15 protein-coding genes are annotated in these 11513 nt (G+C 69.6%); 4 read left to right on the forward strand and 11 right to left on the reverse strand.

The window, feature by feature from the left end:
• Positions 1 to 54: 54 nt before the first annotated feature.
• Together rph and ABZZ74_RS18725 are read right to left on the reverse strand one after the other, a co-directional pair.
• A complete protein-coding gene (rph, locus tag ABZZ74_RS18720) occupies positions 55 to 792 on the reverse strand; it encodes a ribonuclease PH (RefSeq protein WP_356766173.1) in 738 nt (245 codons plus the stop codon).
• An 84-nt stretch (positions 793 to 876) separates the two neighbouring features.
• The gene (locus tag ABZZ74_RS18725) at positions 877 to 1110 is read right to left on the reverse strand and encodes a PTS glucose/sucrose transporter subunit IIB (RefSeq protein WP_109498534.1); all 234 of its coding nucleotides are present in this window, start codon (positions 1108 to 1110) and stop codon (positions 877 to 879) included.
• Positions 1111 to 1419: 309 nt separating this feature from the next.
• On the opposite strand from ABZZ74_RS18725, the gene ABZZ74_RS18730 reads away from it, so the two are divergent.
• Positions 1420 to 2727, forward strand: a complete 1308-nt coding sequence (locus ABZZ74_RS18730) for a PTS transporter subunit EIIC (protein WP_356766175.1) — start codon at positions 1420 to 1422, stop codon at positions 2725 to 2727.
• Positions 2728 to 2795: 68 nt separating this feature from the next.
• On the opposite strand, the gene ABZZ74_RS18735 is transcribed toward ABZZ74_RS18730, so the two are convergent.
• Complete coding sequence (locus ABZZ74_RS18735; RefSeq protein ID WP_356766177.1) at positions 2796 to 3548, reverse strand: MBL fold metallo-hydrolase; 753 nt, start codon at positions 3546 to 3548, stop codon at positions 2796 to 2798.
• 211 nt (positions 3549 to 3759) lie between these two features.
• Here ABZZ74_RS18735 and ABZZ74_RS18740 point away from each other — a divergent pair, with 211 nt between their 5' ends.
• Positions 3760 to 4212: a type II toxin-antitoxin system PemK/MazF family toxin gene (locus ABZZ74_RS18740; protein ID WP_356766179.1), complete on the forward strand. Its 453-nt coding sequence runs from the start codon at positions 3760 to 3762 to the stop codon at positions 4210 to 4212.
• A 16-nt stretch (positions 4213 to 4228) separates the two neighbouring features.
• Here ABZZ74_RS18740 and ABZZ74_RS18745 read toward each other — a convergent pair whose 3' ends face one another.
• The 7 genes from ABZZ74_RS18745 to clpS all read right to left on the reverse strand — a co-directional run bounded on the left by ABZZ74_RS18745 (position 4229) and on the right by clpS (position 8965).
• Positions 4229 to 5179 (reverse strand): cysteine synthase, encoded by a 951-nt coding sequence (locus ABZZ74_RS18745; protein WP_356766181.1) that lies wholly within the window; start codon positions 5177 to 5179, stop codon positions 4229 to 4231.
• A 5-nt stretch (positions 5180 to 5184) separates the two neighbouring features.
• On the reverse strand, positions 5185 to 5463 hold the full coding sequence (locus ABZZ74_RS18750) for a MoaD/ThiS family protein (RefSeq protein WP_133046327.1): 279 nt from the start codon (positions 5461 to 5463) through the stop codon (positions 5185 to 5187).
• 109 nt (positions 5464 to 5572) lie between these two features.
• Positions 5573 to 5668 carry a putative leader peptide gene (locus ABZZ74_RS18755; RefSeq protein ID WP_356766183.1) on the reverse strand — a complete coding sequence of 32 codons (96 nt, stop codon included), beginning with the start codon at positions 5666 to 5668 and terminating at the stop codon, positions 5573 to 5575.
• Between the two features lie 79 nt (positions 5669 to 5747).
• Positions 5748 to 6170 (reverse strand): M67 family metallopeptidase, encoded by a 423-nt coding sequence (locus ABZZ74_RS18760; RefSeq protein ID WP_133046326.1) that lies wholly within the window; start codon positions 6168 to 6170, stop codon positions 5748 to 5750.
• Between the two features lie 70 nt (positions 6171 to 6240).
• On the reverse strand, positions 6241 to 7668 hold the full coding sequence (locus ABZZ74_RS18765; RefSeq protein WP_356766185.1) for an amino acid permease: 1428 nt from the start codon (positions 7666 to 7668) through the stop codon (positions 6241 to 6243).
• A 335-nt stretch (positions 7669 to 8003) separates the two neighbouring features.
• The gene (locus ABZZ74_RS18770; RefSeq protein ID WP_356766187.1) at positions 8004 to 8606 is read right to left on the reverse strand and encodes a DUF2017 domain-containing protein; all 603 of its coding nucleotides are present in this window, start codon (positions 8604 to 8606) and stop codon (positions 8004 to 8006) included.
• A 41-nt stretch (positions 8607 to 8647) separates the two neighbouring features.
• Complete coding sequence (clpS, locus tag ABZZ74_RS18775; protein ID WP_356766189.1) at positions 8648 to 8965, reverse strand: ATP-dependent Clp protease adapter ClpS; 318 nt, start codon at positions 8963 to 8965, stop codon at positions 8648 to 8650.
• 139 nt (positions 8966 to 9104) lie between these two features.
• Here clpS and ABZZ74_RS18780 point away from each other — a divergent pair, with 139 nt between their 5' ends.
• Both ABZZ74_RS18780 and ABZZ74_RS18785 read left to right on the forward strand, forming a co-directional pair.
• Positions 9105 to 10451: a nicotinate phosphoribosyltransferase gene (locus tag ABZZ74_RS18780; RefSeq protein WP_356766191.1), complete on the forward strand. Its 1347-nt coding sequence runs from the start codon at positions 9105 to 9107 to the stop codon at positions 10449 to 10451.
• Positions 10452 to 10524: 73 nt separating this feature from the next.
• A complete protein-coding gene (locus ABZZ74_RS18785; RefSeq protein WP_356766193.1) occupies positions 10525 to 11115 on the forward strand; it encodes an isochorismatase family protein in 591 nt (196 codons plus the stop codon).
• Between the two features lie 36 nt (positions 11116 to 11151).
• Here the strand turns inward: ABZZ74_RS18785 and ABZZ74_RS18790 are convergent, their stop codons facing one another.
• Complete coding sequence (locus tag ABZZ74_RS18790; RefSeq protein ID WP_356766195.1) at positions 11152 to 11481, reverse strand: hypothetical protein; 330 nt, start codon at positions 11479 to 11481, stop codon at positions 11152 to 11154.
• Positions 11482 to 11513 lie beyond the last annotated feature (32 nt).

An 11513-nucleotide genomic window follows, 5' to 3' on the forward strand; every position in this document is an offset into this window, starting at 1 on the left:
GCCGGGACGGGCGGCGCGGGTTGCCCCGGCCGCCCGCCCTTCTTGGTGCGCCCTTTACTTTTCGAGGACGGTGTCGAGCGCCTTGTGCTGGAGGACGGCGAGTTCCGCGCAGCCGGTGACGGCCAGGTCGAGGAGGGTGTTGAGCTCCTCGCGGGCGAAGGGCTCGGCCTCGGCGGTGCCCTGGACCTCGACGAAGCGGCCGTCGCCGGTGCAGACGACGTTCATGTCGGTGTCGGCCCGTACGTCCTCCTCGTAGCGGAGGTCGAGGAGCGGGACGCCGCCGACGATGCCGACGGAGACCGCGGAGACGGTTCCGGTGAGGGGCTGGCGGCCGGGCTTGATCAGTTTCCTGCCCTGTGCCCAGGCGACGGCGTCGGCGAGGGCGACGTAGGCGCCGGTGATGGCGGCGGTGCGGGTGCCGCCGTCGGCCTGGAGGACGTCGCAGTCGAGGACGACGGTGTTCTCGCCGAGTGCCTTGTAGTCGATGACGGCGCGCAGGGAGCGGCCGATGAGGCGGGAGATCTCGTGGGTACGGCCGCCGATCTTGCCGCGGACGGACTCGCGGTCGCCGCGGGTGTTGGTGGCGCGGGGCAGCATGGAGTACTCGGCGGTGACCCAGCCCTCGCCGCTGCCCTTGCGCCAGCGCGGGACGCCTTCGGTGAAGGAGGCGGTGCACAGCACCTTGGTGTCGCCGAAGGAGACGAGGACGGAGCCCTCGGCGTGCTTGCTCCAGCCGCGTTCGATGGTGATCGGGCGGAGTTGTTCGGGGGTGCGGCCGTCGATTCGAGACATGCCGCTGAGCCTATCCGCCCATGCGGAAGGGGCTCCTCCCGCGTCGGGAGGAACCCGTGGCCGTCCTGCCCGCCGGGGCGGGGTTCACATCATGTCTTCGATCTCCGCGGCGATCGGGTCGGCGTCGGTGCCGATGACGACCTGGATCGCGGTGCCCATCTTGACGACTCCGTGGGCGCCGGCGGCCTTCAGGGCGGCCTCGTCGACCAGCGAGGCGTCGTTGACCTCGGTGCGGAGGCGGGTGATGCAGCCCTCGACCTCTTCGATGTTGTCGATGCCGCCGAGTCCGGCGACGATCTTCTCAGCCTTGCTGGCCATGTCGGTCTCCTCACGCACAGTTGGCCCCACTTCGCGAGCGATTGCGCCGTGCGTACCGAAAGATGACGTCACAGCTCCCAATCCTCGGGACTGGTCTACACCACTTGAGGGGCGGTCGCCAACTGCTGAGTGCCGCGGCTCAACTGGAACCGGGCGACGAAGCCGTGGGCCGTCATCGCGATCGGTCTGTGGCCTAGCGGAAAGTAGCCCGACCGTCACGGGAATCGCGGGTTCCTTATGCCACCTTCATCTGCTACAACAGGTCTACACCACTGAGTGGTGTAGACCACCACCCGATGGAGGAAGTCTATGAGCACCGCCACCGCGCCCCCGGCGGCCCCCGCCAAGAAGCGGGGATCAGGCCTGTTCCAGGGCCTGCAGAAGGTTGGTCGCAGCCTGCAGCTCCCGATCGCCGTGTTGCCGGCGGCGGGGCTTCTGCTCAGGTTCGGTCAGCCGGACTCCCAAGCGAGGTTCCACATCCCCGCGGACGTGGCGAAGGTGTTCGCCGGAGCCGGTGGTGCCCTGCTGGACAGTTCCTTCGGTCTGCCCCTGCTGTTCTGCATAGGCGTGGCCATCGGTTTCGCGAAGAAGTCCGACGGCTCGACAGCGCTGGCCGCCGTGGTCGGCTTCCTCAGCTATTACGCGGTGATCCACCAGTACCCGATCAAGGACGGTCACGAGGGGGCCACCTACACCGCGACCGGGCTCGGCGGTGGATTCTGGCAGAAGGGCCACGAGGCGGCTCAGGCCGCGACCTTCCAGAACCCGGGCGTACTCGGCGGCATCATCCTCGGTCTGCTGACGGCCGTTCTGTGGCAGCGCTACCACCGCAAGCAGCTCGTCGACTGGCTCGGCTTCTTCAATGGCCGCCGCCTCGTCCCGATCATCACGGCCGCCGTCGGCACCCTGTTCGGCGTGCTGGTGGTCCTGGGCTGGGAGCCCATCGGCAATGGCATCACGGACTTCGGCAAGTGGATGACCGGCCTGGGCGCCTTCGGTTCGGCCCTCTTCGGGCTCATCAACCGGGCCCTGATCCCGATCGGGATGCACCAGTTCGTCAACTCCGTGGCCTGGTTCCAGATCGGCGACTTCACCAACTCCGCCGGCACCGTCTTCCACGGCGACCTGCCGCGCTTCTTCGCCGGTGACCCCTCCGCCGGTATGTTCATGACCGGCTTCTTCCCGATCATGATGTTCGGCCTCCCCGCCGCCGCTCTCGCGATCGCCCACTCCGCCCGTCCCGAGCGCCGCAAGGCCGTTCTGGGCATGATGATGTCGATGGCGCTGACCTCTTTCGTCACAGGTGTCACCGAACCGATCGAGTTCACGTTCATGTTCATCGCGCCGGTGCTCTACGCCATCCACGCGGTCCTCACCGCGGTCTCGATGGCCGTCACCTGGGCCCTGGGAATGCACATGGGCTTCAGCTTCTCGGCCGGCTTCATCGACGTCTTCATCAACTGGGGTATCTCCACCAAGCCCTGGCTGCTGATCCCCGTCGGCCTGGCCTTCGGCGCCCTCTACTACGTCGTCTTCCGCTTCGCCATCACCAAGTGGAACCTCCCCACCCCGGGCCGCGAGCCCGAGGAGGAGGTCGAGGAGCTCACCACGGCGTGAGAACCGGCGTCACCACGCGAAGGCCCCGGCACCGAGGAGGTGCCGGGGCCTTCGTCGTGCCGTGGGGGTCAGATCTCGTACGACAGCCTGGGTGCCGCCAGGTCGACCGGGCCGTCGAAGACCGCGCGGGCGTCGGTCAGGTTGACCTGCGGGTCGGTCCACGGGGGGACATGGGTGAGGAGCAGGCGGCGGGCGCCCGCGCGGGCCGCCGTCTCCCCCGCCTCGCGGCCGTTGAGGTGCAGGTCGGGGATGTTCTCCTTGCCGTGCGTGAAGGCGGCCTCGCACAGGAACAGGTCGGCGTCGCGGGCGAGTTCGTCCAGGACGGGGGTGACGCCCGTGTCGCCGGAGTACGTCAGGACCCGCCCGCCGTGCTCGACGCGGATGCCGTACGCCTCCACGGGATGGGCCACGCGCTCCGTGTGCACCGTGAACGGGCCGATCTCGAACGTGGACGGCTTGACGGTGTGGAAGTCGAAGACCTCGCTCATGGAGGAGGCGGTGGGAGTGTCCGCGTAGGCGGTGGTGAGGCGGTGTTCGGTGCCCTCGGGGCCGTAGACCGGGATCGGGTCGCAGCGGCCGCCGTCGTGGCGGTAGTAGCGCGCGACGAAGTACGCGCACATGTCGATGCAGTGGTCGGCGTGCAGATGGCTGAGGAAGATCGCGTCGAGGTCGTAGAGACCGCAGTGGCGCTGCAGCTCGCCGAGGGCACCGTTGCCCATGTCGAGAAGCAGCCGGAAGCCGTCGGCCTCGACGAGGTAGCTCGAGCAGGCCGATTCCGCGGACGGGAACGACCCCGAGCAGCCGACGACGGTGAGCTTCATGAAACAGAAACCTCCGCTGGCGGGACTTTTCCGGAAGGAGACGGGGGTCGTGCGGTCCGTCGAGCGTAAGGCGCAAAACCCCTCGTCGCTCCTCCACCAGGGGCTGTTGTGGGCGAACTCACCTGTGGTGTCACCGGTTCGGCTGGAAGCGGGGCGGGTGAGGCGCGAGAGAGGGCGCGCGACGCGACGCGCGCCCCGGTAACGTCTTCGTATGGACACGTCATGGTGGCTGGCGCTCGCCGCGGTCGTACTGCTCGCGCTGGTCGCCACGCTCGTCGACGGATGGGGGCGGGGGCGGCGGCCCTCGGGGCGGCGGTCCCGGCCGCCGGGACGGCCGGGCGGGCGGAAGGACGCACGGCCGCGGCCGGCGGAGATCTGGTGGGCGAACGTGCCGTTCGAGGACGGGCCGGGCCGCAAGGACCGGCCCTGTCTGGTGCTGGTGGTGCACGGGGAGCGGGTGACCGTCGCGAAGATCACCAGCAAGTACCGCGACGAGCGGGCCGGGGTGATCCCGCTGCCGCCGGGTGCCGTCGACGATTCTCGCGGGCGGGCCAGCTTCCTGGAGACCGCCGAGTTGCGTGAGGTGCCGGTGTGGGAGTTCCGGCGCAGGGTGGGGATGGTGGACCCGGTCCTGTGGGAGCAGGTCCGTCACCTGGCGACGTGAGGCGGCCGACCGGGCACTACGCCCAGAGCTGGCCGTGCAGCGTCTCGATCGCTTCCTCCGTCGTCGCCGCCGTGTAGACGCCGGTCGAGAGGTATTTCCAGCCGCCGTCCGCCACGACGAACGCGATGTCGGCGGGCTCGCCGGCCTTGACGGCCTTTCGTCCGACGCCGATCGCCGCGTGCAGCGCCGCGCCCGTGGAGACGCCCGCGAAGATGCCCTCCTGCTGGAGGAGTTCCCGGGTACGGGTGACGGCGTCGGCGGAGCCGACCGAGAAGCGGGTGGTCAGCACGGAGGCGTCGTACAGCTCGGGTACGAAGCCCTCGTCGAGGTTGCGCAGGCCGTACACCAGGTCGTCGTAGCGCGGCTCGGCGGCGACGATCTGCACGTCCGGCTTGTTCTCGCGCAGGTAGCGGCCGACGCCCATCAGGGTGCCCGTGGTGCCGAGGCCCGCGACGAAGTGGGTGATAGAGGGGAGGTCGGCGAGGATCTCGGGGCCGGTGGTGGCGTAGTGGGCGCCGGCGTTGTCCGGGTTGCCGTACTGGTACAGCATCACCCAGTCGGGATGCTGGGCGGAGAGTTCCTTGGCGACGCGAACGGCGGTGTTGGAGCCGCCCGCGGCCGGGGAGGAGATGATCTCGGCGCCCCACATGCCGAGCAGGTCCCGGCGCTCCTGGGAGGTGTTCTCGGGCATCACGCACACCATGCGGTAACCCTTGAGCTTGGCGGCCATGGCGAGGGAGATGCCGGTGTTGCCGCTGGTCGGCTCGAGGATCGTGCAGCCCGGCGTGAGGCGGCCGTCCTTCTCCGCCTGCTCGATCATGTGCAGGGCGGGACGGTCCTTGACCGAGCCGGTCGGGTTGCGGTCCTCCAGCTTGGCCCAGATGCGGACCTCGGCGGACGGCGACAGCCGCGGCAGGCACACCAGGGGGGTGTTGCCGACCGCGGCCAGCGGGGAGTCGTACCGCATCCGGATCAGGCCATGCCGCCGGCCACGGCCGGCAGGATCGTGACGTTGTCGCCGTCGGCGACCTTGGTGTTGATGCCGTCGAGGAAGCGGACGTCCTCGTCGTTCAGGTAGACGTTGACGAAGCGGCGCAGTTCACCGCCGTCCACGATGCGGGCCTGGATGCCCGTGTGCCGGGTCTCGAGGTCGGCGAAGAGCTCGGCGAGGGTGTCCCCGGTGCCCTCCACCGCCTTCTGGCCGTCGGTGTAGGTGCGGAGGATGGTGGGGATGCGGACCTCGATGGCCATGGTTGCGGGCTCCTGTCGGAAGGTGTCGGATCGGTGGGCGCGCGGCGGCGCGAAGTGCGGGTGGTGCTCCGGGTGCCGCGGCTCACGGCCGTACGGCGGCAGGGAAGCGTCAACAGATGGCGCTGTTCAGCCTGCACAGGTCGACGTGCAGCCGCGCCACGAGCAGCACGCTCGGCGCCTTGATGCCCACGTCGTTCAGAACCATGGGCTCATCGTATCGATTCCCGGTCGCCAGGCCGGAGTGTGATCCCGCATGGTGGATGAATTCTGTCCGAACTGCGAGATCAGTACGCCTCCACGACCGTGACCTCCTCCTCCGTGACCTCGCCTTCCACGATGCGGTACGAGCGGAACTGGAAGTCGCCGAGGCCATCGGTGTCCGCGGTGGAGACCAGGACGTAGTGGGCGCCGGGTTCGTTGGCGTAGGAGATGTCGGTACGGGAGGGGTAGGCCTCGGTGGCGGTGTGGGAGTGGTAGATCACCACCGGCTCCTCGTCGCGGTCGTCCATCTCGCGGTAGAGCCTCAGCAGATCGCCGGAGTCGAACTCGTAGAACGTGGGCGACATGGCCGCGTTCAGCATCGGGATGAAGCGCTCGGGGCGGTCCGAGCCAGCCGGGCCCGCGACGACGCCGCACGCCTCGTCGGGGTGGTCCTTGCGCGCGTGCGCGACGATCTGGTCGACGAGGGCCTGGGTGATGGTCAGCATGCTCGCCAGGATAAGCAGGAGGGCCGCTCCGTACCGAGGGACGGTACGGAGCGGCCCACATGCCGGACGGTCAGCCGACTTTCTCCAGCTCCGGCTCGCGGCGCCGGGTGACCTCGGGGTTGCGGGCCCTCAACACCGCCCAGCCGACGCCCAGGGCCGCGGCCCAGCCCGCCATCACGTACAGGCAGACGCGGGAGTCGGCGTCGTAGGCGATCAGGCCTGTGACGAAGAGCAGGAACACGATGGCGATCCAGCTGCACACCGCGCCGCCCGGCGCCGGGAAGGAGGACGCGGGCAGGCGGCCCGCGACGACCGCGCGGCGGTAGAGGACGTGGCTGATCAGGATCATCAGCCAGGTCCAGATGCCGGCCGCGGTGGCCACCGAGGTGACGTAGCCGAACGCCTTCTCCGGGACGACGTAGTTGAGGACCACGCCGATGCCCATGAAGAGGACCGAGACGGTGATGCCGAGCGCCGGCGTCCTGGTGGCGGACAGCTTCTGGAAGCCCTTGGGGGCCTCGCCGTTGTCGGCCAGGGTGCGCAGCATGCGGCCGGTGGAGTACATGCCGGAGTTGCAGGACGACAGGGCCGCGGTGAGGACGACGAAGTTGACGATGCCGGCGCCGGCCGGGATGCCGATCTTCGCGAAGGCGGCGACGAACGGGGAGACGCCCGGGGCGAACTCCGTCCACTTCACGACGCAGAGGATGACGGTGAGCGCGCCGACGTAGAAGAGGGCGATGCGCCAGGGGAGGGTGTTGATCGCCTTGGGGAGGGTCTTCTCGGGGTTCTCGGACTCGCCGGCCGTGACGCCGACCAGCTCGACCGCGAGGTAGGCGAACATGACGCCCTGCAGCGTCATCAGGGACGAGCCGATGCCCTTGGGGAAGAAGCCGTCGAACTGCCAGAGGTTGGAGACCGCGGCGGTGTCACCGGCAGAGCTGAAGCCGAAGGTGAGGACACCGAGGCCGATCACGATCATGCCGATCAGCGCGGTGACCTTGACCATCGAGAACCAGAACTCGAGCTCTCCGAAGAGCTTCACGGAGATCAGGTTGACCCCGAAGAGGATCACGAGGAAGACCAGGGCGGTCACCCACTGGGGGATGGCCGGGAACCAATAATTGACGTAGATCGCGGCGGCCGTCAGCTCGGCCATGCCGGTGACGACCCACATCAGCCAGTACGTCCAGCCGGTGAAGTAGCCGAAGAACGGGCCGAGGAACTCGCGGGAGTACTCCGCGAAGGAGCCCGAGACCGGGCGGTACAGGAGCAGTTCGCCGAGCGCCCGCATGATGAAGAAGACGATGGCGCCGGCGAGGGCGTACATCAGGATGAGGCTGGGGCCGGCCTTGGCGATGTTCGCCCCGGCTCCCAGGAAGAGGCCGACGCCGATGGCGCCGCCGATCGCGATCATCTGGACCTGGCGGCTGCCGAGTCCGCGCTCGTACCCCTCTTCGGAGGCCTGCTCCGAGGTGTCGACCTGAGCGGAGGTCATGTGTGGTGCGCCTTTCTCCATGTCCCGGCCCGGGCCTCTCGTCGGCCGCGGACCGGATCTCGATCCCCCCGGATTGCGATGGAGCTTGTGCCTGGCCGACGGTCGCCGGCTCGGTGGCGCACCCGGCGCACATGGGTGGTGTTCGCCGGGCGGTCGTGAAGATTTATCACGGCCGCAACGTTGATCACCGGGGGCGGAAGTGGCGCACGCCACAGGGAGAAGCGGACAAAGAACACACGACGAGGGCATTCGTGACGGTCACGGTGACGTGATCGTTATCCGGATTTGAGCGTCCTCTGAGCGAACACGGAACCGTCACATATCGCCATGAAGGGTCAGGGCAGGAGCGTGTTGACGAGCGTCTCCTGCAGCCCGCCCAGCCACAGATAGGCCATCACCATGGCCTTACGGGGGTCCTCGTCCGGGAGCCGGTAGAGGACGTCGGTGTCGTCCTCGTCGGCGATCTCCAGCCGGGAGCCGATCGCCAGGCGCAGGTCGTTGAGGGAGCCCAGCCACTGCCGGGACTGCTCGGGCGACAGCTTGAGCACCGCGCCGCCGTCGGCGCCCGGGGTGAGCGCGTCCAGGGTGCGGATCACCGCGAGCGCGTTGTCGCGCTTGCCGGCCCGCAGGTCGTTCTCCGTATAGCGGCGGAACTCGGCGGAGTACGCCTGGGCCTCCTGCGCCTCCTGGGGTCCCGGGGCGCCCTCGGGGTCGCGGTAGGCGTCCGGGAAGAGCCGCTTGAGCACCGGGTCCTTGGGCGGCTCGCTCGGACCTTCGGCGAACAGCTCGGCGAGCGGGTCGTCGGGTGCGTCCTCGCCGGGACCGGGGCCGATGAGTTCCAGCAACTGGACGGCGAGCGACCGGATGATGGAGATCTCGACGTCGTCGAGCGCGACGGCCGCACCGCCGCCGGGGAGCGGTTCGAAGTGTCCTGGCATGGAGGAGATTCGCTACTTCCGGTGCTGCGCGCGGGAGGTGGTCATTTCCGGTCCTGCTGGAGGGTGGCCCACAGGCCGTAGCCGTGCATGGCCTGCACGTCGCGTTCCATCTCCTCGCGGGTACCGCTGGAGACGACCGCCCGGCCCTTGTGGTGGACATCGAGCATGAGCTTGGTGGCCCTGTCCTTGGTGTACCCGAAATACGTCTGGAAGACGTACGTCACGTAGCTCATGAGGTTGACCGGGTCGTTGTGCACGATCGTGACCCAGGGGACGTCCGGCTCGGGTACGGCGAAGACCTCCTCCGCCGACTCGGTGCGTTCGATCTCTACGGGAGCGGGTGACGTCACATGGCCCATGCTGCCACGGGCCGCACAAATCGTCACACTGACGCGAAGGGGTGTAGCATCTAGCGCGATGCCGCATACACCGGGGGACAACCCCCGGACCCCCGGCCGACCTGGGGGCGCCCTGAGAATCGTGGCTAGGAGAGCTTTCGTGGATGTAGCGGACCTTGGGCTGCCGGTGGACGTTCCCTCGACGGCGCTCTTCACGGACCAGTACGAGCTGACGATGCTGCAAGCCGCGCTGAAGGGCGGTACCGCCGAGCGGCGCAGTGTCTTCGAGGTCTTCACCCGGCGGCTGCCGGACGGGCGCCGCTACGGCGTCGTCGCGGGCACCGGGCGTGTCCTGGACGCGGTGGAGAACTTCCGCTTCGACGCGGGCGTCCTCGGCTTCCTGCGCGAGCGGAACATCGTCGACGAGCCGACCCTGGAGTGGCTCGCCGGATACCGCTTCGGCGGTGACGTCTGGGGCTATCCCGAGGGCGAGGTGTACTTCCCCGGATCGCCGATCATGCGCGTCGAGGGCTCCTTCGCCGAGTGCGTGCTGCTGGAGACGGTGATCCTCTCCATCCTCAACCACGACTCCGCGATCGCGGCGGCCGCCTCCCGCATGTCCTCCGCCGCGGGTGACCGCCCGCTGATCGAGATGGGCGCCCGCCGCACCCACGAGCTGGCCGCCGTCGCCGCCTCCCGGGCCGCCTACGTCGGCGGCTTCGCCTCCACCTCCGACCTCGCGGCCGGCTTCCGCTACAACATCCCCACCGTCGGCACCTCCGCGCACGCCTTCACCCTGCTCCACGACCACGAGCGGGACGCCTTCCGCGCCCAGGTCGACTCGCTGGGCCGGGGCACCACGCTGCTGGTGGACACCTACGACGTCACCGAGGCCGTACGGCTGGCCGTCGAGGTCGCCGGGCCCGAGCTGGGCGCCGTGCGCATCGACTCCGGCGACCTGCTGCTGGTCGCGCACCGGGTGCGGCAGCAGCTGGACGAGCTGGGCGCGACCGCCACGAAGATCATCGTGACCTCGGACCTCGACGAGTACGCCATCGCCTCACTGGCGGCGGCGCCCGTGGACGCGTACGGCGTCGGTACGCAGCTGGTGACCGGGTCCGGGCATCCGACGGCCTCCATGGTCTACAAGCTGGTCGCCCGCGCCGAGTCCGACGACCCGAAGGCGCCGCTGGTGCCGGTCGCGAAGAAGTCCAGCGGCGGCAAGACGTCCGTCGGGGGCCGCAAGTGGGCCGCGCGGCGCCTCGACGCGGACGGGGTGGCGGAGGCGGAGGTCGTCGGCACGGGCGCCGTCCCGGCCGAGCTGGCCGAGCGGCAGCTGCTCGTGGAGCTGATCAAGGGCGGTGACGTGGTCGCCCGCGAGCCGCTGGACGCCGCACGCGACCGGCATGTGGCGGCACTCGCCAATCTGCCGCTGTCCGCCACCCAGCTGTCGCGCGGAGAGGCCGTCCTTCCGACGGAGTACGCGCAGGGGCGCTCGGGTAGCTAAACCTGGTGCGCCCTCCCGCAGTGTCGTCCGAGTCTCTAGGCTCGTAACCCACACAAGTCGAAGGACACCCACCATGCGCCGCGCCTTGATCGTCGTAGACGTGCAGAACGACTTCTGCGAGGGGGGCAGCCTCGCCGTGGCCGGTGGTGCCGACGTGGCCGCCGCCGTCACCGAGCTGATCGGACAGGCGGGCGGCTCCGGATACCAGCACGTGGTGGCCACCCGGGACCACCACATCGCGCCCGGCGGACACTTCGCCGACAACCCCGACTTCGTGCACTCCTGGCCGGCGCACTGCGTCGCCGGCACGGAGGGCGTCGGCTTCCATCCGAACTTCGCCCCCGCCGTCGCCTCCGGCGCGATCGACGCCGTCTTCGACAAGGGGGCGTACTCGGCGGCCTACAGCGGGTTCGAGGGCACCGACGAGAACGGGACGAAGCTCGGCGACTGGCTGCGCTCGCGCGGGGTCGCCGAGGTGGACGTGGTCGGCATCGCCACCGACCACTGCGTGCGCGCCACCGCGCTGGACGCCGCGCGGGAGGGGTTCCGTACGCAGGTGCTGCTGGACCTGACCGCCGGGGTCGCCGCGGAGAGCACGGAGCGGGCGGTCGAGGAGCTGCGCGAGGCGGGCGTGGAACTCACCGGGAAGCCGGTCGTGGCGTAGGTCACGGGAGGGGCCCCGGGGAGTGGACCAGGCGGGTCACGCCGAGGCCGCCGGGGTGCGCAGCAGGGCCTTGATCGGGTGCCACAGCTCGGTCACGGTGACACCGTTGTCCGGGGCCGTTCGCCATATCAGCCCGTCGGGATGGTGCAGGACGGCGGTGATCTCGTCCGGGGTCGGCGGGGCGGCGTTGCCCCGCAGGTAGACCGCGCGCATGCCGAGGTTGCGCAGCCTGGTCAGGGCGCGCGCCCGGTTGCGGGCGTGGACGAGGACACGGACGGAGCCCGTGCCGTGGGCGGTGGGTCTGGGCAGGTTCAGAGCCACCACCACGCTGCCGGTCGGCAGCTTGCAGAAACCTCCTGCGGCCATGCAGGTCACACCCCGTGAGTGTCGGCGTCGAA

The sequence above is a fragment of the Streptomyces sp. NPDC006476 genome, from assembly GCF_040612015.1.
Lineage (GTDB): Bacteria > Actinomycetota > Actinomycetes > Streptomycetales > Streptomycetaceae > Streptomyces > Streptomyces griseorubiginosus_B.